Source organism: Flammeovirga yaeyamensis, from assembly GCF_018736045.1.
Lineage (GTDB): Bacteria > Bacteroidota > Bacteroidia > Cytophagales > Flammeovirgaceae > Flammeovirga > Flammeovirga yaeyamensis.
The window spans coordinates 3,235,342-3,262,322 of the sequence record NZ_CP076132.1; the positions used below are offsets into that span (position 1 = coordinate 3,235,342).

Annotated in this window: 18 protein-coding genes; 2 read left to right on the top strand and 16 right to left on the bottom strand. The window is 32.5% G+C overall.

Translation table 11 applies throughout. The annotated features are described in order from the left end of the window. Window positions 1–13: 13 nt before the first annotated feature. The 14 genes from KMW28_RS12735 to KMW28_RS12800 all read right to left on the bottom strand — a co-directional run bounded on the left by KMW28_RS12735 (window position 14) and on the right by KMW28_RS12800 (window position 23,062). On the bottom strand, window positions 14–925 hold the full coding sequence (locus KMW28_RS12735; RefSeq protein WP_169663086.1) for a helix-turn-helix transcriptional regulator: 912 nt from the start codon (window positions 923–925) through the stop codon (window positions 14–16). A gap of 482 nt (window positions 926–1,407) precedes the next feature. After that, window positions 1,408–2,325: an HNH endonuclease gene (locus KMW28_RS12740; protein ID WP_169663085.1), complete on the bottom strand. Its 918-nt coding sequence runs from the start codon at window positions 2,323–2,325 to the stop codon at window positions 1,408–1,410. A gap of 2 nt (window positions 2,326–2,327) precedes the next feature. Then, window positions 2,328–3,662 carry an AAA family ATPase gene (locus KMW28_RS12745; RefSeq protein ID WP_169663084.1) on the bottom strand — a complete coding sequence of 445 codons (1,335 nt, stop codon included), beginning with the start codon at window positions 3,660–3,662 and terminating at the stop codon, window positions 2,328–2,330. Between the two features lie 107 nt (window positions 3,663–3,769). Further along, window positions 3,770–5,476 (bottom strand): restriction endonuclease subunit S, encoded by a 1,707-nt coding sequence (locus KMW28_RS12750; RefSeq protein ID WP_169663083.1) that lies wholly within the window; start codon window positions 5,474–5,476, stop codon window positions 3,770–3,772. 2 nt (window positions 5,477–5,478) lie between these two features. Beyond that, the gene (locus KMW28_RS12755; RefSeq protein ID WP_169663082.1) at window positions 5,479–6,909 is read right to left on the bottom strand and encodes a type I restriction-modification system subunit M; all 1,431 of its coding nucleotides are present in this window, start codon (window positions 6,907–6,909) and stop codon (window positions 5,479–5,481) included. Between the two features lie 21 nt (window positions 6,910–6,930). Then, window positions 6,931–7,632 (bottom strand): hypothetical protein, encoded by a 702-nt coding sequence (locus KMW28_RS12760; protein WP_169663081.1) that lies wholly within the window; start codon window positions 7,630–7,632, stop codon window positions 6,931–6,933. Window positions 7,633–7,654: 22 nt separating this feature from the next. Continuing rightward, window positions 7,655–8,539 (bottom strand): GIY-YIG nuclease family protein, encoded by an 885-nt coding sequence (locus KMW28_RS12765; RefSeq protein ID WP_205958140.1) that lies wholly within the window; start codon window positions 8,537–8,539, stop codon window positions 7,655–7,657. Window positions 8,540–8,542: 3 nt separating this feature from the next. Continuing rightward, on the bottom strand, window positions 8,543–9,379 hold the full coding sequence (locus tag KMW28_RS12770) for an agmatine deiminase family protein (protein ID WP_169663080.1): 837 nt from the start codon (window positions 9,377–9,379) through the stop codon (window positions 8,543–8,545). A gap of 2 nt (window positions 9,380–9,381) precedes the next feature. Then, window positions 9,382–13,584, bottom strand: a complete 4,203-nt coding sequence (locus KMW28_RS12775) for a sacsin N-terminal ATP-binding-like domain-containing protein (protein WP_169663079.1) — start codon at window positions 13,582–13,584, stop codon at window positions 9,382–9,384. Window positions 13,585–13,586: 2 nt separating this feature from the next. Next, window positions 13,587–15,950, bottom strand: coding sequence for an EcoAI/FtnUII family type I restriction enzme subunit R (gene hsdR, locus KMW28_RS12780; protein WP_169663078.1), 2,364 nt, complete (start codon window positions 15,948–15,950; stop codon window positions 13,587–13,589). A gap of 294 nt (window positions 15,951–16,244) precedes the next feature. Next, window positions 16,245–16,436, bottom strand: a complete 192-nt coding sequence (locus tag KMW28_RS28510) for a Txe/YoeB family addiction module toxin (RefSeq protein ID WP_394369905.1) — start codon at window positions 16,434–16,436, stop codon at window positions 16,245–16,247. Between the two features lie 51 nt (window positions 16,437–16,487). Further along, complete coding sequence (locus tag KMW28_RS12790; RefSeq protein ID WP_169663077.1) at window positions 16,488–16,760, bottom strand: type II toxin-antitoxin system Phd/YefM family antitoxin; 273 nt, start codon at window positions 16,758–16,760, stop codon at window positions 16,488–16,490. Between the two features lie 65 nt (window positions 16,761–16,825). Next, entirely contained in the window at window positions 16,826–21,622 is a 4,797-nt protein-coding gene (locus KMW28_RS12795; protein WP_169663076.1) for a RecQ family ATP-dependent DNA helicase, read from the bottom strand. Between the two features lie 81 nt (window positions 21,623–21,703). Beyond that, a complete protein-coding gene (locus KMW28_RS12800; RefSeq protein WP_169663075.1) occupies window positions 21,704–23,062 on the bottom strand; it encodes an ADP-ribosylglycohydrolase family protein in 1,359 nt (452 codons plus the stop codon). A 177-nt stretch (window positions 23,063–23,239) separates the two neighbouring features. Here KMW28_RS12800 and KMW28_RS12805 point away from each other — a divergent pair, with 177 nt between their 5' ends. Further along, the gene (locus KMW28_RS12805) at window positions 23,240–23,839 is read left to right on the top strand and encodes a transcriptional regulator (RefSeq protein ID WP_169663074.1); all 600 of its coding nucleotides are present in this window, start codon (window positions 23,240–23,242) and stop codon (window positions 23,837–23,839) included. A gap of 59 nt (window positions 23,840–23,898) precedes the next feature. Here KMW28_RS12805 and KMW28_RS12810 read toward each other — a convergent pair whose 3' ends face one another. Together KMW28_RS12810 and KMW28_RS12815 are read right to left on the bottom strand one after the other, a co-directional pair. Beyond that, complete coding sequence (locus KMW28_RS12810) at window positions 23,899–24,453, bottom strand: acetate uptake transporter (protein WP_066206332.1); 555 nt, start codon at window positions 24,451–24,453, stop codon at window positions 23,899–23,901. 134 nt (window positions 24,454–24,587) lie between these two features. Then, window positions 24,588–25,046, bottom strand: coding sequence for a DUF4174 domain-containing protein (locus tag KMW28_RS12815; protein ID WP_169663073.1), 459 nt, complete (start codon window positions 25,044–25,046; stop codon window positions 24,588–24,590). 902 nt (window positions 25,047–25,948) lie between these two features. On the opposite strand from KMW28_RS12815, the gene KMW28_RS12820 reads away from it, so the two are divergent. Then, window positions 25,949–26,962, top strand: a complete 1,014-nt coding sequence (locus tag KMW28_RS12820) for an alkane 1-monooxygenase (RefSeq protein ID WP_169663072.1) — start codon at window positions 25,949–25,951, stop codon at window positions 26,960–26,962. Window positions 26,963–26,981: the final 19 nt, after the last annotated feature.

Below are 26,981 nucleotides of genomic sequence, written 5' to 3' on the forward strand. Positions count from 1 at the left end.
TTGATGCACAATATCACTGTGCATCAAAAAATAATGACTCTTTTACTACATTTTTTAGATAATCCTGAAATTCAATCGGTCTTATGTCAGTAATAAGGTCAATCATACCCAAAACAAACCTTCCTACACCTTTATAATTTGCTACATTATCCTCAAATTTATATTCACCTTCTGTATTTTGAGTAATCTTATTCTTGGCATAAGGAAATTCTTCACAAAGTAGAAGGAAAGCAATCTTATTCATGCTAAATGAAACATGTTTTTTTTCTTCTTCAATACATGAAAAACCAAAGAGATCATGAAACTTCTTTATATGTAACCCTTTTTTAGAGAAACTATCGTTACTAACTTCAATAGAATCAATCCGTGAAATTTTAAAAGTTTTACAACGTTTTGAGTCAACATCTAACGCATATAACATCTTTCTTCCTGGCGTAAATTCTATTGGTTCAAGTATAAAATCATCAACTTTACTTCTATGAGTAGAGCTATAGTTATATAAGTGAATTCGTAGATTATTTTTAATGGCATATTCAATTTTTTCTAAAATGGAATAACCTTCATCGGGTAATAAAATTGAATTGTTAATCAGAAAATCTAAATTTTTATATATTCTCTTGTAAGCACTAAAATCGATGTCCTTAATTTTAGTAATCTGTTCATTAATGAGCTGTTTATCTATGCTATTGAATAAAGGAGTAGCAACCTCATTCCTTGTAAACAAGTACCGATTGAATTTCCCTTCTTTCTTTTCATAAATAGTTACTAACGGGAAAAATATATCCTCAATGAGCCTCCTATCGTTAAGGAACTGATTACGACTCTTTGCAAACTTTTCTTTGTACTCATTTAGAGTAATTCCATTAGTATTTAATAATCTAATTATGTCAAGGATTCTATGGAGGTGTTTTTTTGTGTTAGTCATATGTGGTTATTTTTAACTCCGTTACTCCCAATAGTTTGAAAAACTCTTTCAACATTCCCAATATGATTAGTATCTAATGATCATTAGAACTTAACCATTTAATATATTTTGATATTCCATCTAAATCAGGGTAAATTGTTACAGCATGGATACCAAGTTTATAAAGATGTTTTTTAATTTTCTTTCTTATTTGTGTCTCGATTTTAATTACTTCTATGTCATCTGACTCCCATGGTTCATAAGGCTTATTGTGTAAAGTAAATAAACCACTTTGAGCAATTATTCTGTTATCAATTGATTTTAGTACAACTCTCTGTACAGTATCTATTTTAAATGGATTTCCTTTTTCTCCGAATTTTATTTTAGCCTATTTCTTTTATTAAAAGAAATTTGTTTAAAGAGTGTTGTAACATATAGCTTTTATATTTTACTCACATAAAAAATATGATTTTTATTTGGTCTAGTATACATGTTAAAATTAATCAATAAAAAACTTCATTATATGCTTGCTTAAATAACTCCCGATATTGCATCGGAATTTCATTTGTAAAAAAGCTATCAAGATTTATATTATAATAAACAGCCATTAATGAATATGGTTTATTTTTCTTTCTGTTGCACTTAATCTCTTTACAAATAATTTTAAAATAATATCGTAAACCTGTATCATCAATTATTCCCATTTGTCTTGTCATAAGGTGAGTTCTTATTTTACTTAAAATAGAATCAATAACTTTTTTGCGAGCAATCGTAAGAGGTGTTCTTTTTAAGTCCAATATTTCTATTGATTTTTTCCCTCTATCATTTAATCCAAAAATTTCACCATCAGAATTAAATGTAAAAGATATTTTAATTTCTTTGCCATCAACTTCTGGATGGAATAAAATAGGTTGTTCAGATAATAATTGTTCTGAATTTGCTAAACAACTTGCTCGATCAAAATTATTATTTGCATTTAAGGGGGAGTCTGTTTTCACTCTAACATTACCCACAGGAAATTTATTTCCTTTTGCAGACCTACCGTTACATTTTGGACAAGCTAACACTAAATTAGACCACTCTGCTCCTAGCCAATAATAACCATTATGATCTTCATCATCAACTCCATCAATATCTTGTGATTTAGCTTTAGGTCGGTAATGCTCGACTTGTAATGTTGCTACATTTTCTGAAATAGATTCACAATAGTAACATTTAGGCTCATCTTTTTTTATATTAATATGATCTTTATTAATTGAATATGCTTTTAATTTTTCAACTACTTCGTCAGCTTTATAATATGTACCTTTAAAAAGATCCCCATCTTTTTTACTTACAGCTTTTGAAATTTTCTCTATACAATTCTTTGATAATAATTTTGAAGGTGGAAGTAAAAATATTTTCCTTTTCCAATAAATCATAATTAGTCGTTGATTTGTTTATTCAGTTCTTGAATTTTTCTTTTTAATACTTTATTGTAGATAGCTTCCTCAAATTCATCTTCAGTTGATATTTCAGAAATATGGGTTTGTGTAGAGGATATATTATCCAGATCAAATAAAGGTGATGTTAAAATAGAATTAGGAAGAAGTTTATTTATTTCAATTTTATTATCCCATCTATCCAAAGTAATTCCATTTTCTATACTCCTATTAACTTTTAGAAAAACACTATTCTCAGGAGCATCAATTAATGGTAATGGACTATGAGTAGATGCAATAAATTGTACATTGGGTAAATATTTTGATAAAATTTTTGGCAACCTAAATTGCCATTTAGGATGTAAATGTAAATCTAATTCATCAATAATCACGATACCTTCAACATCTTTAGGTTTACTAATTCTATCAATGCCTAAACGATATAACATATCTCCCACCCAACTTAACAACATTCTATTTCCTGATGCTAATTGATTACTTTTCTTTGGTGTTTTTGGATCATTCTTTTCAATAAAAATTAAATTTTTATTATCTACTTTTATTTCTAAAATATTATCCATAAGCTCAACAAGAAACTTAGAAATCAATTCAAACTTATCATCCGGATATGAGTAATTATTTAGATAATTTTGAAAGTCATCTGGATCAGAAATTTTATCAATTGGATCTTTTAATACTTCTTCTTTTAATTGAATATTCACTTTGCTTATATAGCTATAAATCAAGTCATTATCTTTAAATTTAGATAATATCTCATTTAGATTAATCTTAAAATTATTGTTAACCATATCGCTTATAATAATTTTATAATAATCGTTTATTGCTCCTTTTTCTTTACTTAATCTTTCATTATATAAATCTTTTAGATCTTCTTCAATTGGATATAATAAATCAGGTTCTGTTGTAAAAAGGCTTTTAATGTTAGATTTAAAATTATTACTTGAGACATTATCTATTGGAATTCTGATAGGACCATACGCAGCTAATGGAATTGTAGAATACTTAACTTTATTATCTTTATATACCCATCTAACCTTTGTATCTCCATTATTTTTATTTCTATGATTTATTGCTAATTCTATTTTAGTGATTTCCTCTTTTGACCATAATAGTTTATCGGAATCATTTAAATCCTTTGGACCATTTAATCCTATAGTAATCCCTCTTAGGATAGATGTTTTCCCATAACCATTTTCACCTGTTAAGAAGATCCAATTGGCATTGGGTGGTAATTCTTTAATATGTAAAGATTTTATACCTTGAAAATTTTCGATATAAAATTCTTTTAATGTAAAAGGTAAATTATGTTTTTCCATAAGTTTTTTCTACTAATTTTTTATTCAAATATAAATATTATAGTACAGAAACAACTATTTGTCTTAGTAAAACTCTGTAAATATGAGATAATAATATGATTAGAAAATTACCCATTAATCACACTCTTCATCCAATCCAACTCTACACCTTCTTTTTCTGATAAGGATGTTTCTAGTTGGTCACATAATACCTTTAAATTATTGACAATTTTTACAATCTTAATAATTTCTTCTACTGGAGGTAATGGGAATTTCAGTTCATATAGAATGCCTAAATTAATATTTTTTTGAGCTGTAGATGGGGCATATTTTTCTAAGTCAGATTTAGTTACTGTTATAAAAAATTCTACATATTTCGATATAAATTCACTATCCAAAGTTGTAAAACCTACAACACTATCTGGAAAGCATGCCTCATAACCAAGAAAACCTGTTTCTGCAATATTTGCTGCTATAGTTATGCAAAGAGTCCCCTTATCCCACATTTTACTTTGGGCTAATCCAAAATCATTGTACATGGATTTATGTTGACTTATAATTCCATCTGTTTTCTTTGCACTTGATACATCACCTGTCTGTACTAAGGGATAAATTCCATTTTCAAATAATCTTGTATCGTTCCTTGGCCTATGTTTTGATTTACCTCTCTGAAATAGCCCAACTTCCTGCATCCTACACCAACTCCACCCTTCAGGCAACTCATAAGGAATTTCCTCTTCAGTAATTTCAGGGAGGACTTTTTCTTTCTTGACCTTCTTCTCCTTTATGAGTTGTGCTTTTTCTTCTTGGATACGTTTTAGCAATTCGGAAGCGGGTTCAACATTGGGGTTTTGTTTACGCCAATGATGGGTAAGCTTTCCTTGAACGGCTAATTGTAAGATGGCTTCTCTTAGCTTCTTTACATTGGGTTGGGTAGTAAAGAAGGTTTGGAAGTGAGGTTTTAAGAACGTCCAAGCATTTTCTGTATCAGAAGAGGTTAATTGCTGTAATGAGGATGTGGCAAAGTCTTCTTTTAATTGAATTCGCTTTTTTGTCTGCTCTTCTAATTGCTCTATTTCTGCAAAGAGTTGATTGACGATTTGGACGATGGCTTTTTGTTCTTTTAAAGGAGGTATTGCTATGACACAATTTCTTAATTTTGTAAGTGAAATAAAAGACTGTACTGCTCCATCAGAATTACTTTTCAAATGAGGTGTTTTAAAATTCAAATAATGCAGAATATAATATGGACAATACTCAAATCCAGTATAATATTTAATTAAAGCAACATTTTTTATACTAAAATCAAGGTCTATATCCACTATTACTGGATTGCCAATTGAACCAATCATAGCAAAAAGAATATCGTTCAAATCTACTTTTGATCTTTTAGAAATTTCTAAATGATCTTCTTCTGATATGTACTTTACATTATCAAGATTTAATTTTTTTGTATATAAGTTTTTACTAGTTACCAAAGGATATCCTTTCTCAACATACTTAGGTGTTGCATGGGTACCATCTCTTACATCAAGATAATTTTGCATCCTAGTCCAAACCCACGAACTTGGAATATCAAAATGTATTTCATCCTTCTCAATCTCAGGTAAAGCCTTCTCCTTCTTAATCTTCTTCTCCTTTATCAATTGAGCCTTTTCCTCTTGAATACGTTTCAGTAATTCAGAAGCAGGTTCAACATTAGGATTTTCCTCTCTCCATTTTTCTGTCAACTTCCCTTCCACTGCCAATTGAAGAATTAAGCCTTTTAATTCCTCAGCATTTTTAGGATGGATACTTAACTCCTTGAAGTATTCTATAATATGCGAATGTGTCATGCTTAGTGTAAGGCTTCCGTTAATACTTTTACAATCTCCTCTTGGATACTACTTATGTTTTGCTCACAAGCTCTAAACTCTTCCAATAGTTCCTCTGGACTTGCCAAACTGTCTTCCGCTTGATGTGGATTTTTGATATCCAAATTGTAGTTTCTCTTCTTGATTTCTTCCGCAGACACTTTCCATGCATATTGGTTTTCCTCACGGTTATTCCACCATGCTTTTTCTAAATCAAACTCCTTGATGTTGATCGGCTTTGACTTATTATAGTTCTTTACCCCTTCAGGATAAGGATGCTCAAAGTACCATACCTCTTCTGTAGGTGTTCCTTTCTCAAAGAACAATACATTGGTTTTAATACCCGTATAAGGATTAAATACACCATTCGGTAAACGAACGATGGTATGTAAATTACATTTCTCCATCAGTTCCTCTTTGATACGCGTTTTTACCCCTTCACCAAACAAAGTACCATCAGGTAATACCACTGCACAACGTCCTTTATCTTTTAATAGCTTAATGATTAAAGCTAAGAATAAATCAGCCGTTTCTTTTGTGCGAAATTTTTGAGGAAAGTTAGTTTCCGTTCCGTCTTCTTCCACTCCGCCAAAAGGAGGATTGGTAAGGATGATATCTACTTTATCTTTACCACTCCAATCTGCATAAGGCTTCGTCAGAAGGTTATCTCTTCTTACCGCAGGAAGATCAAAACCATGCAACATCAAATTGGTAGTACACAACAATGTCGGCAAAGGCTTCTTCTCAATACCACGAATTGCCGATTGCATAATTTGTGTATCCTCAGAAGTCTTCACTTGTTGGTTGACATGATCAATAGTACAAGTCAAGAAACCACCCGTACCACATGCAGGGTCCATTACACTTTCACCCAACTGAGGGTTTAAGATATCCACCATAAACTGCGTTACAGCACGAGGTGTATAATACTCTCCCGAAGAACCTGCCGATTGCAATTCCTTCAAGATCGTTTCATAGATATCATTAAACATATGACGCTCTTCATTGCTATTAAAGTCGATCGTATTGATCTCATTAATCACCTGACGGAAGAGTGTTCCGTTTTTCATATAATTATAGGTATCGTCAAATACAGAACGAATAATTCTCGCCTGAGGGCTTTCCGTTATATCTAACTCCTTTAATGTCGGGAACAATGTATTATTGACAAACTCCATTAAATTATCACCTGTCAACCCTTCTTCATCTGCCGCCCAAGTCTGCCACTTCAACTCCTCAGGAATCGGACTCTCATAATCGTCTATGGTAATCTCCCATTCCTCTTCTTTATCAGCAAAAATCTTCATAAATAGCATCCACACCATCTGTGAGATACGTTGTGCATCTCCGTCTACACCAGTGTCTTTTCGCATGATGTCACGAATGCTTTTAATATTTGATGTTATTTGGCTCATTGTTGTTTTCTTAATTTTAAATTAGAAAGGTAAATTTCCTTCTTCTGAAGGTTCTGAAAAATTCATGAATTGTTTACTTTCTATTTCTATACTCAACGATAAAATAAAATTAGATACTTTCTCTAAAAACTCAATAGGTAATTCAGACGATTCAATAAAGAAACCATTAATAGTATCATCATATTCAATACCAGTTTCAAGTGCATTTTTCATATTATTATAATCTCTATTGTTTCTAATTTGAGATTTATTATGTGCTATACCATTTCTTAGTAAACGATATACATTAAATGTCTCAAACTCCTGTAGTAAATCTCCGACATCTGAAGTTATTTCGAAAAAAGACTTAAATTTTAATATATCAGTTCTACCATTTAGATTTAGCATTGATAAAGGTGATGAAGTTTGATTTTCAATTTCTAAACATAGCTCTTTTAGTGTATTTTCAAAAAGAGCATAAATCAAGATTATACTCGAATGAAAGAAGTGGCAATTCAAAATTCTCACTTTTTTTTCATACAATTCCTGAAGTTCACTTTCTTTATCAGGGTCCTCTTCAATTTGTTGAAGTAATCTTTCTCGATTACTGGAAGAAAAATCATGAGTGGTTACTGTACATAATTCTATATGTTCAATTAAGTATTCTTTTTCTTTTAGATGATTATCTTTAAAAGTAGATAAATCGATAGTCATCTCATTTAGATTACTGTAATTTGTTAACATAATAATTGTCGTTTAAATAAATCTAGATAGACTCTTCTTCAATCTGTTTTAAGGATTTTCCTATACTATTTTTCCAACTCTCAGGTCCACTCCTAGCTGTTCCTGCAATTATAGCTGCCGCGTAGGAAGATGAACTCATTAAAACATTTTTTTTAAGGATAAAGCATTTATTAGTTACTTCCACGATATTTTCATCATTAGTTAAGTCTTCTCTTTTTTCTAGTAATTTCTTTTGGTTCTCCCTAAAATTATCGGATGTTTCTTTTACCATTTGAGAATCTTTTAATAAGACGAAGCCTTCATTACTTCTTTTACCTTTTGCAGTTAGCCCTTTGATTTTGAAATAGAATATTTCTTCCTCTTCAGTTTCCAATTTCTTTTCTTCTTTGTTAGAAGATGTAGCATCTAGCTTTTCTAATAATGGATGGCCTAATGTTCCCATCACCATTTTAATATTATGTAGATATTCTTCCATTGCAGACCTCTCAGACCGGGGTAGAGAAGACTGTGGAGGTGTATTACTATTTTCAAGGTCATAACGATCAGCATCAAGAGCTAAAGCAGTTATTCTAGATTCTAGGTACTTAATATGAGCTTTGGTTAAGTTCTCATCTTTACTTGTAAAGAACACTACCTCACTCCAAAAATCTTTATTCCTAAAATGTTCCACCAATCGATCATATACGTTTTCTGACTCTCCTATATATACATTATTTCTACCATCTGTAGCATGTTGCTCTAAAAGAAAATAAACTCCTGGTCTTTGTGCTTCTTCCCATGCCTTCAACTCAGAAAATTTACTCCTTGGACATGCTACCGCTTGACCTGACCAATTGACAATTTCTACATGTCTCAATCCACTTGCAGAAGCATCTGATAAATATATTTTTATTGTTTTTCCGAACATAATTTAGTTTGCTTTAATAGTCCATGTAATACAGTTCAAGGCTCCTCCATTTTTGACGATACTCTTCATAGAAACAAGAAACATTTTAGATGCATATGCTGGGTAAAGCTGTTGCAGTTGTTCTAATGCTTGAATATCTTCTACAATTTCAAACTTAGGTATAAGGATTATATCTTTCATTAAAAGAAAGTTAATATATGCCCAATTACGATTTTTATTTTCTTGTTCTGAAAATTTTAATTTTTCAATATGAAGACCTGCTTTATCTAACGGTTGATATATTTCTTTTTCCTCATCATAAATATGATTCAAAAGTATTGTCTCCTCATTAATAAAACGAAGCATACCATCAGAATGTCCATAGGGTTCTAATTTATCCCAAGGGATTAATACTACATTATCAACCTCAAAAATCTCATGCAAACTCTTTAATAGCGTTTTTTTTGAGTAATGATGTCTATTCTCATAAACTAACTTATCTGTAAGAATTATAGTATTCCTAGATTTAACAACATTACCTCCATCTAATATGACATCTGATTTTATCGTTTTTAAACCCAACGCATCACATACTAAATCAGGATAAGTTTTCAGGTTTCTATACCCTTTCTGATTCCCTTGTAAATAATCAGGATCATATCTAAATTCAATAAACTTATCCTTACTAATTTGTATAGGCATATAATCTCTAGCCCAAATATCATTTGTTTTAGGCAAAAAATTAATTGGTATATTACTATGTTCAAGAATAGCTTTTATTTCTTGAAAATCGTCTTGGTATTTTTCATCATTTATTAGTTGAGAAAAATAAACTTTGGTCGTTTCAAAATCAGAGATCATACCTATTCTTTGTTTTGAGTAAAAACTGATTTATCAATTTCAATTTTATAATTCCTTGGAGTCAAAGAAAATGAAGATGATTTTATCGTTGAAATGTGTTCTTCAATGCTTTTTATAGGGTTACCAATAAAATAAAGTTTGTTCTTAGAGTTGATTACTATTTCGTAATGCTCATTTGCTCTAGCTGCATTTACTTCAGCTATAGACATAAAGAAATCTCTACCACTTGAAGATTTTTTCACCTCAATAAGCGTTGGAGTTCCATTATCATAAACAAGTAGATCAAAATATGAAAACTTATGATGCATGGTAATGTAGAAAAGGGAGATTAATTTCTCTCTTAGAACCTCTGTATTATTGATATTGGTCAAACATTCTTCTTTAATAGATTCTTTTAAAGTAGCTCCTAGCTTTATTGATTTTTGATATACCTCTTCAATACCTTTCTTTTTTTCTTCTACATCTAAAGTGAGAAACTCATCAATATAATACATCAAAACCGTTTCTTCACCCAAAACACCCATTTGCTCTAATATTTGACCTCGTAGACTATTTCCTTTGAAAATCTTTTTATTCGAAATAGAAACAACCTCTTGAGTAATATTACTAGTACCTAATGTAAGGTGATCTTCTACAATACGATCCTTTTGTTTTGAATAATTATCTAGTATATCTTTTATTTTATTCTTTTGGACTAACTCTTTTTCAAGCTCTTCATTTTTCTCGTTTACTACACAATACTTACTCATCAATTTTCTTAGTTCCAGCTCTACTCCAAGTTTCTGAGTAAGTTTTTCGACATATTCGATTTCATCATCCAATTTAAGATCATGAAGTGTAGAGAGGACTTGAGTACCCATACTTACTATATGAGATCGATCTATATTTAATTTAAAATTCCCAAATAGTTCATTAAACTTACTATCAATCTGAACTTCCCTTATTTTATTTTCTAAGTCCTTTAGTGTATTGTTTTTATCTCTTTGGATTAACAGTTCACTTTGAAAATCTTTGTTATAAACAAACCAACTAGAATGTAATTTTTTTATTTCATGATCATTAAGAATAATAGAATAAAATTCATTTTCTATTTCTTGATAATTATTATTCCAACTCTTCTTGATTTGGTTTATTTCTTCTTGATCATATTGCATCAGTATGTCTTCATAGTTTCCATTGAAGAACACTAATTCAATTCTATCTTTAATACCTTTTAGATTAAATAAATGCTGTGCTATAGCTTCGGCTTTCTTTGTATTTGTAATAGACCTATCTAAGTATAATATCTTGTTATCAAAAAGGTAATCTGTTTCAACCTCAATCACCTTATCTAATAAATTATACCTCGCAGTTAAATCTTCTTTTTCAATAATTTTCAACTCATCCCATTCACTTCTCAAATTTTCTATAAGATGATTATTTATTAGGTAATTTCTATCTGAGATATGTGTATCTGATTGGCTTATATCTAATAAAATGAAAGGTACATAGTTCACATATTCAGATTTAAAATTAGAAGTTATGTCTATCTCATTTTTTCCTTCAATAGCATTAAGGCTAACTGATAATACTTTCTCTTTCAAAGGATCACCTTCTGAAAGCTCTTTTGTGTTGAAGAAGCATAAAACATCAAAATCAGCATTCTTTTTATATAAGTGATAATCCTCTCTATTTTTTGCTACATGAAAGTTAGTATCATTTACCCATTTATATTGCTCATTTTTTACTACTAAATACTGATTAAAGTCTTTTGTATTAAAAGCATGAAATAGATTTGAAGTATAGAATCTTGCTACTTCTCCAGGGTTTGTTTTAGTTTTTTCTGATGTTGTTAAGAAACTAAATAAAATCTGTTTAAACTCTCTAGGAAAACTGTTATAATCTCCAACTTTAAGTGGTGTTAACTGCTTTCTTATTTCACGATTTCCTACAGTTTCAAAAAATGAATAATTATTATAATTGATTAATGACGGATGTACATCATTATTCTTTGATATGTAGCGAATATTAGGAAGTATATCCTCTGATTTCATTTGTTCAACTGCATTTTGCTTTACAGGTTTAGGCAATTGGTCTGTCTTTCTATTAAGAAGCATTTTCCTTTTCCATAGATTCCCATCACAAACTATCGTACTGTTAATCGTATTAACACCTAGGTACATGACAAAGCTCTTCAGTTGTTCCTCATTTACTTCTAACTGTCTTTGAAGAAACTGGACATCTAATTCTTTATACTGACATAGTTGAGCAGGTAGGTATGTGCCATCGTTTATTTTCAAATAGATGGTAGATACACTGAATGCCGCATGATTTCGAATTACATTATTCTCTCTATCATTTGAATCCAAATAGTGTTTGTAACGATGAACAAAAGATACAATATTATCCGTCTTACGTTTAAAAAACTGATAAACGCTTTTAATAAGTTCTATTTGTTGCTCTTCAGAAATAAGTTCAGATGAAATCTCTCCTTTGATAGATACTTGTCTAAAATATTTCAGAACCTCATAAGGGTTATTATACTCCTTCACCCCTAATGCTTTTCTAAAAACATCATCATTAATGCGAAAACTTGTAATTGTAGCGTCTACAAATTGTGGAATTTTTATATTCTCTTTAGTAGAATCATTAAATAATATCTCCTTATTCTCAACTAAGATAATACTAGGAAATAACTTCACCTTTTTTTGTTTTAGCTTGTATGCTAACTCTTTTTTAAAGATTTCAGATCGCCTATGTTGAGTATTTCTATCAAAAGTAAAAGCATGAATAAAACCTATTATAGCTTCTAAAAAATGACTTCTTTCAAAATCATTATTTAAATTTTCTTTAGCCAAGTCACTAATAATATCAGTTATCACTACATATTTATTTCTATCATCTTTATTCCATCCATTAACATAAGTATCATTGAAGCCTAAAATTTCCCTAACAGGAACTTTAATATCATCAGTGTTATTTAATAATAAGTGCGACCACAAAAAATTTAGATTTTTAACATCCTGAATTTTATTGTCAAGGTACTGAAGATGAAAATCACATCCTTCAATTTTTGCTTTTTGAGCTATTAATTGAAAATAAAATTCTAAACAGCATCTGAGTAAAGCTTTGTTATACCTACCAATTTTTGTTTTTTCATCAAATTCAATTGATTTTCTATCTACAGAGGTGTGAAAGTCTGCATGAAAATCTACGTATTTAAAAAAAGAATTTTGTTGAGTAGGTAAATAGTTATAGAGGTAAGACTCTTTTCCTTCTTCTATTTCTTCTTTTGATTTAAAATATATCCCAATCTTTTGATCACCCTGTATTTCTACAGCAGCTTCTTTTGCTAATTGATTTAACTTTTCACCTTTTACTGAAGTAGAAAAGAAATTTGAGCTCTTCCCTACATTTTTTTGGAAACTGCTTTCCTCGCTAGGAACAAACTCAATAATAAAATTTTTCTCATATTTTAATTGAACAAAATTGAAATGAATATTTTTTATTTCATCAATTAATAAATTGACCTGATCAGCATTAGCAAATGGTATTTCTATAATAGTTACAAAGCCTTCACCGTAATATTTATCAATATCAGTTGAAGGTAAATCAATAGGTATTGGATAATAATATCCTGGTACTCCACGGTCTGCTCTCTCTTTATGTAATCTATCAATTTGTTTAGCTAAAACTTTTAGTAATTCAGAATCAAAACCTTTAGGAATTTGATTCAGTGTTCTAAAAACATCATATAAACAAAAGCTTACCCTACTCTGAATCTCTTTAGTACCATTTTTAATTATACCCTGAGTATGTACATTTACTTTCTCGTCTTTGGTAATACTAAAAACTGATTTAAAGCCTACACCTTTATTCCCTATGTTTTCACTTGTTAGTTTAGAGGATGTAGAAATCGAACATAATGATTGAAAATCACACCTGCTTGAAAGATGATCATCTTTACCTGCATAATCATGATTCAAATTATAAGTGAATTTTTCGCCATCATTCATTATCAAGAGTCTATCCTCCTCTACAATTACTTTGATATTTTTTTCTGCCTTATCAAAAGCATTTTGTAAAAGTTCATAAATAACTCTTCCTTGATAGTCGGCAATGACTTGTTCAATATTGCCCGATTGTTGTGAAATTGTTTCAGCACCAACACTCATATAATAGTGATGATGTCTGTTAAAAATATCTGTTATTAGTTTAGTTTGCATATTTAAGCATATAATTCACTTTCAAGCTCTTTCACGGCTTGATCAAAATCTTTTTTCTTTCCAAAGGCTTTCACCAATTCAACAGGGGAGCCAATTTGATTTAGGGGTTGCACTTTTAAGATGCCACCTTGTTCAATAGAGACAATACCTTCTTCTTCATATTTCTCTAAAAGACTTGATAACACTTTCTGAGCTACATCTCCGTATTTTGTAAAATAGTTTCGCTTTCTTACGTTATTCGCTCTATCTTTTCTAGTCAATGCAGGTTGATCAAAGGCGATATGACATATCAAGTCAAAAGCATCCATATCTTTTCCTACTTCCTCTCTTAAAGCATCAATTAGTATCCCTTGTTCTTTTAGTTCATCTATTATAGCCTCTTTTTTGTCTGCATTATTCCACTTCTCTTTAAAAACTTCTATTGATGAGAATTCTCTTTGAACACTATTTTTTGTATAATCTTTTAGCGATTCGGTGATCAATTTACCATCAGGTCCATAATACTGTACTCTTTCATGGGCGACGGTTACTTTTACATCATTGACGTAATATTTACGAGGCTCATCTTCCTCATCCATATCACCAAAATCATGAGGTGGTACACCATCTTCTCCATCTATTGGCTCACCGTCTTCTCCTAAAATTGGATCTTCTTCAGATATATCATCCTCTTCTGGTATAACGGGTTCATTCTCACCCGGCTCATAAATTTGAACTGGATCACCATCAAAATCAGGGTCAGCAAAAAGGTTGGTTACCTTTCTAAAATCCATCACTGTGAAGAATACCTTGCCATCTTGCTCCCTGATACGAGTACCTCTACCGACAATCTGTTTGAACTCCGTCATAGAACCAATATTTGTATCTAGAACTACTAATTTCACCATCTTGGTATCAATACCAGTAGTCAACATCTTAGAAGTAGTAGCGATAACAGGACACTTTTCTTCAACATCAGTAAAGTTGTCTAACTCCATTTTACCCACTTCATCATCTCCTGTAATTTTTACAACGAAGTTTGGATGTTTTGCAACAAGGTCTGCATTTGCGTTAATCAAAGCTTGCCTCATCCTATTAGCATGATCAATATCTACACAAAACACAATAGTCTTAGCATAACGATCAAAACCCTTTAGATATTCTGTTATTTTTTGAGCGACTAAGTTTGTTCTTTCATCAATAGCAAGATTACGATCATAATCCTTGAGGTTGTATATTCTATCCGCTACTTCATGTCCATACTTATCTAGCTTTCCTCTTGTAGGTCTCCAACCTTCATCAATTGTAGTGGTAATTCGTACTACTTTATATGGAGCTAAGAATCCATCTTCAATACCTTGTTTTAATGAATAAGAGTATACCGGTTCCCCAAAGTAATTAATGTTAGATACATCTTTTGTTTCTTTTGGAGTTGCTGTCAAACCAATTTGTGTGGCACTACTAAAGTAATCCAATACTTCTCGCCAAGCTGATGCCTCAGAGGCACTTCCTCTGTGGCACTCGTCTATAATAACTAAATCAAAAAAATCAGGACTAAACTCTTTATAAGCGTTTTTTGATTCATCATTCCCTGTCAACCCTTGGTATAGAGCAAAGTATATCTGATAGGACTTATCAATTTTGCGATTTTTTATAATCGTCATGATATCATTACCAAATGGAGAAAAATCACCATTTTTAGTTTGCGTCAAAAGAGCATTCCTATCTGCTAAAAATAAAATTCTCTTTTTAATACCTGCTTTCCAAAGCCTCCATATAATATTAAAAGCTGTGTATGTCTTGCCAGTTCCGGTAGCCATTACCAAAAGAATTCGATTCTGTCTTTTTGCAATTGCCTCTAACGTTCGGTTTATTGCATTCTGCTGATAGTATCGAGGGGTCATACCACTCTCATCAATATAATACTCTTGCTCTACAACTTTTTTTGCTGATTCATCCTTTATACCAATAAAATTTAGGTACTTATCCCATAAAGTTTCAGGAGAAGGAAAATCTTCTAATGCGATTTCTTGCTCAGTATTGGTAGTCTTATCATGAAAAACAAAAGAATCACCATTGGACGTAAAAACAAATGGAACTTGTAGAATATCAGCATATTCTAAAGCTTGTTGCATACCAGAACCTACAGGCTTTTTATTATCCTTTGCTTCAATAATAGCAATTGCTTCATTAGGTTTATTAAAAAGAATATAGTCAGCTCTCTTACGTTTACCTCTTGCATGCATTTTACCTTGGACAATAATACGCCCATCAGTAAAAGACACTTCTTCTCTTACTTGCTTCTTTATATTCCATCCTGCATTGATTATTGCTGGGGTAATGAATTTTGTACAGATATCTCTTTCCGACAGTTGTTTTTTGTTCATCAGTTTTGAAGATCTAGCTAATTATCAAATCAGAGTTTAAATATATCAATTTTGACAATAATAATTACATCAATTGCATGATTTAATAGTATCAAAATCATTAATATATAAATTGATGCAAAGGAATCTTATTTCAATATCCTATTTAAAACTAAACTACTTTGGGTTAAAATTTAATATTTAAGCTAGTTTCATGTTCACAAATACATTGTGTTCATAATTTATGAACAACTAAAAAAAATGAACAAGCTATTAGATAATCTTGTTAAAAGATCCCTTAGAAATAGATTAAACTCAATAATGATCCCTTAAAGAAATTAATCTCACACAATCCCCTACTTTTTGATATACCAATCGATCTTTTTTATTTATCCTTCTAGAATACATACCTGTTAGTTGATGCTTTAGCTTTTCGGGTTTACCTAAACAACAATCTAGTCCATTCCTTTCAATATCAAGCATTAATTTTTTTATCTTTTTAGAGATCTATTATCATTTTGCTTTTTGAAAATTTTAATCTCTTTTTCAAATCGATAACTAAATTCCCAATGCATCAAATGTATCGTCTAGATTATCAAATTTTTTAGATTTCCCTTCTTTATAGTCTTCTAAACTTTCATTGATAGCCTCCATCTTTTCTGGATTACTTAAAATATATTCTGTCTCTTTTAATGAATTATATTCCTCTTCAGTAATTACAACAAAATTACCTTTGTTTGTTGTGATCGTTAATTCTTCAAAGTCACCTATTATTTTATCTAAGAATGACTTTGCATTCGCCCTAAAGTTTGTAATTGTGGTAAAAATCATAACTTATTGAAAATTATTTGATTACAAATATACGTACTTCATCACTTACATACAGTTTTTGGAACTCACCCCCTCCTCAACAAAACCTCCGGCAACACTATCTTCACCTCTTTCTCATGTTCCTCACACCACCAATATACTATATAACTCACCTTTACTTTTCTGATAGTATACCCTTTCATCTCATATTTCTTCAACTCTTCCTGAAATGCTTTAGAGAACTTTAATAAGGGAAATTGTTCATGGAAATAGCAGCCTTCATTATCAAAAGTAAGTTCATCTCCTGTCTTTAATTTTGATATTAGAGTTTGCATACGAACAAAATAACTTAACCAAAGATCTTTGTGGGTAGTCTGAAGCAATAAAAGTTTCGATGGTTCGTATTGTTCATCATCTTGCTTCCAAATTAAATTATTAATAGAGATACTATTGAGATAATTCTTATTAGTATGAATAAATAAATTGTGTTTTGCTCTGGTGAAGGCGACGTATAATTCTCGCTTTTTAGCATCTACATTATCAATTTTGTCTTTTAACATGATGAAGACATTATCAAATTCTTTTCCTTTTGATTTATGAATAGTAGATACCAAAATAGTTTCTTCTTCTGAGTTGATAAAGTCTTCTAGCTTAGACTCTTTGATGAATATTTTTAGATCTGATTTGTACTTGATTTTTGGGTATAAATCATGGAACGCTGAAGTAATATTCAAACAAACTTCTAGATGAGGACTGTCCTTAAATTCTATCTTAATTTTATTGATGGCTTCTTTCCAAACCTGATTATCAATAATTGCTTCAGAGTTTTGGAAATCGATGGCTAAGATGAACGTTCTAATTTCAAATAAATTGAAGAGATTAAATCCTTCATTGGTTTGAATGAGTTTGGCTTTCTTACCCATCATGTTCAACATTCCTGCTATTTGGAGGGCATCTACATTGTAATGAGTAAGAATACAAGTCGAACCTTTTAATTCACTGTAAAATACTTCCCTCACAACTGCTTCAATAATAAAAGGTGAAGAATATTTGGTCAATTCAACGGTGCCATCCACTTTAGATTTAGGAATGATTGGGGTTTCCTTCAACCTATTTTGGATCTTTTGAACAAACTGATTGGAATACTCGACCAGTGATTTATCACTTCTATAATTCTCTGTTAGCTCAATCTTCTTGGCTTGATGTTCATGTATAAAGTTTTCCAGATATTTTGATGAAGCCCCTCTAAATTCATAGATGTTCTGATCGTCATCTCCCACCATAATCACTCTCATGTCATCGTTTACCTCCATTAAAGCGGATACTAAATCGAATTCTGCTTCGTCCATATCCTGGGCTTCGTCAATTACTAACACTGTTTTGGTTATATTCGATGGCTCAATCTCTTTATTTCGAATCATTTCCACCGTAGAAGCAATCACATTCTTGGCCTTTTCTAAGTCACCTACCCTTCCCAATATCTCAAAGCAATACGAATGGAAAGTCATTATTTCAATTCCATATACCGCATTACCAATCAGTTCTTTCAAACGCATCTTAAACTCAGTGGCTGCTGCTCTAGAAAATGTCAACATCAAAAGTTGTTCGTGCTTTACATCTTCCATTAATATTAAAGAAGCGAGTTTATGCACTAATACCCTAGTTTTCCCACTTCCAGGCCCTGCCAATACAGAAATATACTCCGATTTATTATCCGTAATAATACTGTTTTGAGTAATGGATAACCCACCAAACAACTGTTCATATTTTGCAGGAGTGATGTTCTGTTTTAATTCTTTCCCTTTATTTCCTTTGAAATATTTCTTCAAAAAATCGGCATATTCTAAATGAAAATAATCCTCTGTAAATTGTAGAGCTGACTTATAATCATCAATCATTTTGTTGGCATATTCCCCAACAATATGGATTTGTTCTGTCTTGCTTTGATAATAATCCTCTAGCTTTTTATAATCCGATTTTTTGTACTTAATCGCATTATTTTTCTCTATACGATCGACTTTGATTTTATTGTAAGTGATCAAAAATCCTCCATCAATCTTTATAGCATCAATTCTTGAAAGATAGAATAGAGCCTCTTCAATATCTTTAATTGAAGGAGTGATTTTATATAAAGTTGCAGAACTTCTATCCTCAACAACTTTCTTTAATTCCATTACAGAAAAATGAATTAACACTTCAGAACCTGATGACTTTTGTTCTTTACTTCTTTCAAATAATTCCTTGACAATAAATTCAGCTATTTGACTTCTTAATTCTATTTTCTTTTTAAACTCCTCTTTCGATAATTTACTTTTCACCAAGATATGATGATTAGAAAACTCATCTTTCTTCCTCTTGATACAATTGGTAATCACCCAAAAATTTAAAATGGTTTTTATCTTTTGAGGATTTACTTTGGTCACATTTTCAGCTTCACCTTTTTCATTTAACTCTTTGATATGGTATTGGCCTTCTTCCTCAGTAAACTCATTCATCAAGAACCTTTCGATACCAATAAACCATTTCAATATATTCAGAGAAGTATTTTGTTTGTCTTCCTTTTTGATGAAAGCTGTAAGATCTTTAGCATCAGAAAGTATCCCTTCTTCTCTCATTAAGGAAATGCTTTCAATGACCTCTTCTTTACTTAATCCAAGATGATCAGAGATATAATCCACCCTTGTTTCTGCCTTTTCATCATCTTCTTTTATTCTAGTTTTTGATGAAAACAGCTTCTTAATCACCCGAATCGCATTTTGCTTTTGAGCCTCATTAAATCGAGGAGAATCATAAATCTTATCAATCGCTTCTTGAGCGTTTTTCGATTGTATACTATCTGCAAATACTTGAGGCATATTCTGCCCTCGTTTCACATATCCAGCATCTTCTAAAGCTGCTATGGCAGTAGTGACTCTTGTTTCTAATTCTTTGATACTATCGTCCCAACCCGCTTTTCTTGCAATTTCTAAAGCAGAATTAGACACACTATTTCTAAAAACAGACAACTGCTTGATGGCACTCCATATCTGTTTTATTTCATTGAAATTTAATTTTGTCTGATTTAGAAGAAGAAAATGCTTATCTAAATCTTCTTCATTAAATAACACAAAACATTCTGCTGTCAAGCTCTGATCTCTACCTGCCCTTCCTGCCTCTTGAACATAATTTTCTAAAGAATCGGATACCTCGAAATGTACTACCATTCGAACATCACTTTTATCTACTCCCATGCCGAAAGCAGAAGTAGCCACCATAATATCTACTTCTCCATTGATAAAAAGTTCCTGATTTTCCGACTTCTCATTTTTATCCATCTTACCATGATAAGCCCTGGCACAAAAACCATCTTGGTTCAATTGTTCGGCTACTTTATACGCCTTTTTTGTTCTAGACACGTAAACGATAGTCGGACATTGTTTCGCCTCTAATAACTCTCGAAGCTTCGCATATTTTTCTTTATCTCCTTTCTTAGGAATTACCTGATAACTTAAATTAGTTCTTGATGCTTTTGAGCTAAACTCTTTTAAATCAAGGGAGAGTTTGCTTGCAAAATAGAACTTAATATCGTTGACTACTTGCTTCTTTGCAGTAGCTGTAAAGCATGAAATAGGAATGGTATAATCAAGATTTTTCTTCTCTTGAAGGTTCTTAATAAAATCAGCAATATATAAGTAATCCACCCTAAAATCTTGTCCCCAAGATGAAAAACAATGGGCTTCGTCAATGACAAATCGAACGACATTTCGTCCCAACAAAAGTCTTTCAATTGACCTCGACCGAAGTGATTCTGGAGAAATATACAATAAAGAAGCCTTCCCTTCCTCCACTCTTTCAAAAGACTTTGCTCTTTCAATAGGGTCTAATAATCCATTAATCGTTACTGCATCTGTAATACTAGATTTCTCCAAATTATCCACCTGATCTTTCATCAAAGATTGTAATGGAGAAATGACGACCGTTAACCCTTTTACATTATCCCCACTCATCAAAGCAGGTACTTGAAAGGTAATCGATTTACCTCCGCCTGTAGGAAATATAGCTAAGATGGAGTCATTATTAATGGCAGCGTTTACAGCATCTTCTTGAAGTGATTTCCCTTCAAACTTACGGTAATCAGGATAGCCAAAATATTTCTTTAAGCCTTCCTTGGCATTTAATTTCTGATTGCAATAATTACAGTTCGAAGAACATTTTGTATTACGAAGAAGTCGAAATACATTTTCAATCTCAGGGTATGTTTTCAAGACCCAAGGTGGAGTGATAGAATATTTACTCTTTATCGAAATTAAAGACAATACATAAGCCAACTCAATAGGGTGATCGGAAACTAATTCTGTTAGTTCATCTACATTGTCGCATATCTCATCTTTAAATCTTTTTCTAATCAAAGTGATTGGATCTGAATCAGATTCTTTATACCCAATGTATTTGAAGAAAGACAAGAACTCCTTTTTGTCTTTCAATAATGAATAATAAATTGACTTTAATTCATCATCTAATTTATGGAAGGAGGAAATTTCATCTTGTAAAAGATCTTTTGCTTTTAGACAATCGTTTAATGGATTATTCAGCTCTTCTGTTTGAAGTTTATCGTCTTTTAGAAGATGATGATAAGGTTTGGTGGGAAATAATAATGGGGACCAATGTAACGTATCAATCAAATGTTTATCATCAAAAGATACTATATATTGTTTTTCAATAATAGGTATATCATGGACAAAAATATTATGTCCACAAATAAAATCTTTGGTTTGAATACATTGAAGTAAGTCCTTATTTGATGTTGAATGAGATTTCATTCCATCGCAAGTCAATACACCAATATCTTCAATTTTTTTAGATTTTACATTAACCTCAATATCAATAAATGCAATAGTTCCCATTTAAAAATAAATATAACAAATCACATTTATTATTTAAATATTGCATTAATTTAAGTTAACAGGATTTTTGGTTTTCTACACTTAAGTACCAGGCACCCACCAAACCCCCTCCCCAAAATCAACACCACCACCCATCTCTTCCTGCACCACTCTATCCACAATATACACCCCAACTTCAGCCATACGATCAAAAGTATCTACACTATCTAGGGGAAAGTTTTGTCTTGTTCTATGGATATCAAAACGGTCGGAAAGGTTATTTCCGAAAGCAGACTCTACTCCTTCTTTACCAATCATAAAACCAATAAGTCCTCCCCATGTAGCGGTTGGATTATCGGAATCCCATCCTGAAAGTGTACCAATCTTGATAGTTTCTTTCAGATCTCCCTCTCCATAGAGCAAGCTGATGATAGATGCTCCATAATTAATACCTGCAGCAAAGCAGCCGTTACAATACAGTTCCTTGGAGGTAATATCGTAGCCATCTTCTTGGTTCACTTGGTATTTGATGTACAATGAGTCTCTCACTTCTTCCCATTTTGTTCCTTTTTGATATTCGGCATTAACGAAGTCATACATCTTCGTGGCATATGAAGTGGCTGGCATTTTAGTTCTTGCTTCTTTGGCCATCCATAAGATCTTCTCTTTTTGGGTTAACTTTTGATCTACCTTTGATGCCAAAGAGTACATATTGACATAAAATTCTGAGATATAAGCGGCATCTTCCCTTGCTACTGTTCTTATAGGAAGATAGGCCATTTTCTGAGCGATATCAGGACGAGCGGGTGCAAAGAATCCAAAGATCTCTGTGGTCAATTGGGCATCGATCATATCGTAATGCTCGTTATTTTTGGGATCACCTGTTTCAGGTGGTAACATTCCCTCTTGCATTAAATCAAATGCTTTTTGATTAGATACCCAAAGGTAGTTTTCTTCCTCTTTTTTAATATGCTTCAACCAACCTTCTCGAATGTCTTCCGGAGATAAAATACTTTTCTTTTTTGTGTAAAGTAGATGTTGATAGATGTATTCAATATCAGTATCATCGTCTGCTCCCCAAACTTCATCTTTTGTTCTAATAACGAAATCAATAGTTTCTGATAGATCACTTGGTATGCCCTGCCCCCAAATACTTGGCAGGTCCGGTTTCCCCCAATCCTCTCTTGTATAAAAGTCACCTGTTTTGATTTCTCCGATATTGCCAATCTTATCCATTTCTGTAACTAAACCAGTCCAATTTGCAATACACTGACCCAACCAGAATCCATATAATTTATCTTTGTACTCCATTCGAGATATTTTAATATCTGTTGTTTTTGGAGTGTATGCTTTATAGGTAAGCTGAGGATCTTGTAACACTTTACCCTTCTGTGAATTACAAGAAATAATTATTGCAGATAAACAAAAAAATAAAATGGGGGTTTTGATATTTATATTCATTTCAATTTGAAGTTAGTACTAATTTAAAAAATGTAACTTATATAGCTGTTCAACATTAGGTTTACCACAAGGTAATCATTCATAATTGGGGAGCAAAATGGATTATTGAACAATTTTCATTAACTTCATGTTGATGTATTTAACGACCCCTTTTTACAAATCTACTAGCTTACTTATATGGATCAATTGTTACTTAACTACTTTAAAAATTCTCTTTACGGAATAGCGGTTTATGAAAGAGTGGAAAAAGATCGATATCGATTCGTACTCTACAATACTACAGGAAGAAAAATGGATGGAGTCCCTGATATAGATTATGAAGGGAAGTTCATAGAAGACTTGTTTCCCAATGTACACGAGTTTGGGATATTTGAAAAACTAGAAGAGGTTTTTAAAACAGGAATCCCCCAAGAACATCAATTGAAAACCTATAAAATTTCTGATGATCACTATTTATATCGGACCAATAAGATTCAGAAATTATCCAATGGGTATATGGTTTGTCAGTATCACGACGAGTCAAAAGTATTTGATTTAACCGATCGGCTTGTACAAGATTACGAGACCTTTGAAAACATCTTCAACTATTCAGAATATAAGGTAAAAGGTGATTTCTCTATCGTTCATCAGTTAATTCAAGTGTTGCTAAAGAAACAACCTAGTGATGAGTTGAAGAAGATCAATACACATATTAAAAATATTGAAGATAAGATTGATGCCCTTTCCTCATCCATTTCCAGAGGAATGAAGAAAATTAAACAAGAAGTTTTTAGATAAACAAAAAACCACCCCAAGATCACTCCTGAGGTGGTTTTAATATTTAAAATAAAGTCAGACTATTTGATAATCTTGTTACCTAAAGGTAGTACTACTTTACCCGCTAATTCGTTGATGATTGCCGCCGCCATCATGTACCATGCAGCCAATGCACAAATGATCAAATCGATTGCTGCGATTGTTTTGAATGCTTCCGATACGAAGTGCTCTAACACTAAGAACAAGAAACCAAGCAACAATGTACCAAATGTGAAGGCCATTGCCGTATGAATTCTTAACGAAGCAACGAACATGATTGCTGTATATAGCATCCATGCCAATAAGAAGAATCCTACATCAGAATGCGACGAAGTGTACACTCCATAGTGGTTACAAAGCCAGATGATGCATAAACCCATCCAGAATGCTCCGTATGATACAAATGCAGAGAAGCCAAAGCTATTGCCCATTTTTTGCTCTTGGAAACCTGCGATAAACTGTGCTAGACCACCGAAGATAATACCCATAGCCATAACAGGACCTAATCCGACCCATCCTAGGTTATGGAATTGTAATAATAAAGTAGTCAAACCGAAGCCTGCTAAACCCACTACTGCTGGATTGCCATTTTTCATTTTTAAGTAATTTATCCGTTTTAAATGATTCTTTTTTGCTTGTTGAAAGAGAACCGTCAATTTTTTTCGGATGCAAAAATATTAAATTAAAAATGGCTTATAAGTTAATGAATGATAAGTGGATCTTATGAAAGTTAATGGACATTCTTATCCCTTAACTCCGTCCTTCTCATTGGCATACTATCTATTTTATCATATAAGTCTTTTTTTGACAGAAATGTCGATTCTCTTAGCTTCACTCCACCATCTAAACCTATTAGAACTACTTCAAAATCCATTCTTTTATCAAATAGCAAGGGGTGTTCCCAATCGATTGAAGCTTTTTCATCAGCGCTTAACGAATAAGATGAATTGACAACATAAAATACCTTTATTTTCCTTTCCTCAAACTCATTTTCCTCCCCTTCGAACTCTTCAATTTGTTGGGTATAGAGGTCTTGACCTTCAGTATTTGTTTTGATGACCAATAAGCGATGCTTCCATTGATGATCATCTAAGTTTTGTGCTTCTACTTTACCAAATAAAAAAATACAGGTAATAAAAATAAAGCACAGAATACATCTGTTCTTCGGTTGTAAGTAGCGTTGGAGCATAGTAGAAATTTAAATATTTATTGAATTGGAAGTTGGTTCCTTAAGTTAATCATTACTACAATATTATCATAATTTTATTCACGTTACACTGGTGCAGATGTTTAGCGATAGCGGCATCTGTACCTATAAACGTTAGAGGTCTCCCGAACTCGTGGTAAACGGCAACAAGGTCGGGAGACCTTGGAAGTTTGTGGGCACAAGAAACGCTAGCGCTTAATTCTTGCGCCAGTTTTACTACACTGGTGCAAATGTTTAGCGACAGCGGCATCTGTACCTATAAACGTTAGAGGTCTCCCGACCTCGTGGTATACGGCAACAAGGTCGGGAGACCTTGGAAGTTTGTGGACACAAGAAACGCTAGCGCTTAATTCTTGCGCCAGTTTTACTACACTGGTGCAGATGTTTAGCGACAGCGGCATCTGTAACTATAAACGTTAGAGGTCTCCCGACCTCGTGGTATACGGCAACAAGGTCGGGAGACCTTGGAAGTTTGTGGGCACAAGAAACGCTAGCGCTTAATTCTTGCGCCAGTTTTACTACACTGGTGCAGATGTTTAGCGACAGCGGCATCTGTAACTATAAACGTTAGAGGTCTCCCGACCTCGTGGTATACGGCAACAAGGTCGGGAGACCTTGGAAGTTTGTGGGCACAAGAAACGCTAGCGCTTAATTCTTGCGCCAGTTTTACTACACTGGTGCAGATGTTTAGCGACAGCGGCATCTGTAACTATAAACGTTAGAGGTCTCCCGACCTCGTGGTATACGGCAACAAGGTCGGGAGACCTTGGAAGTTTGTGGGCACAAGAAACGCTAGCGCTTAATTCTTGCGCCAGTGGGGTTCACATTTCAATTCCTGAAATTTCTTCCGTATTTTTGTAGTAACCAATAAATTAACACACATAATGAATACCAAAGAATTAAAATATTTCTCCGCTTACTTGATCCCACTTTTTTGTCTGATTGGCTTCCTTAAAGGAGGTTTCTTCGCTTGGGGAACCGTTATTTTTGCTTTTATCTTCGTTCCTATCTTAGATGCAATACTTCCAACCACAGAAGAAGTAAGTGACACCAATAACAAACAATACGCTTTAATTTACGACCTACTTCTCTACTTTAACCTAGTTTGGTTGTATGGATTGGTGGCATTATCAATTGCTCAATGGGAAGCGACAAATTTCTCTACTTCTGAAAACATCGGGCTTATCATCAGCCTAGGACTTGTATTAGGAACAGCGGGTATTAATGTTGCTCACGAATTAGGACATCGAAATAAAAAGAGAGAACAGATCTTTGCACAATTGCTCTTACTCCCTTCATTTTATATGCACTTCTATATCGAACACAATCGAGGTCATCATTATCACGTAGCTACGCCTAACGACCCTGCCACGGCTAAAAAGAACGAGTGGCTCTACCTCTTTTGGATGAGAAGTATTATCTTCTCTTATGTTGATGCATGGAAGATTCAGCTTCAATTATTGAAAGGGAAATTCTTTACAGTTGAGAATAAAATGCTTTGGTATTCCATCATCTATTTGATGTACATGACTACATTATTCCTCCTATTTAATTCCACCACCGCTGTCTTTGTGATACTCTCAGGTATAGTCGGAGTATTATTATTAGAGACCATCAACTACGTTGAACATTACGGTTTGCTGAGAAAGAAATTACCTAATGGTCGATACGAAAAGGTACAGGTATACCACTCTTGGAATGCCAACTATACGTTTGGCCGTATCATTTTATTTGAACTTACCAGACATTCGGATCATCATTACAAAGCATCGAAGAAGTACCATACATTGGAACATCAAAAAAAAGCCCCCGAATTACCTTTTGGGTATCCGGCGGCTATCATTTGTGCTTTGTTTCCTCCACTATGGTTTTGGGTGATGAATAAGCGGATTATTTGAAGGGGCGTATGCGATGCGC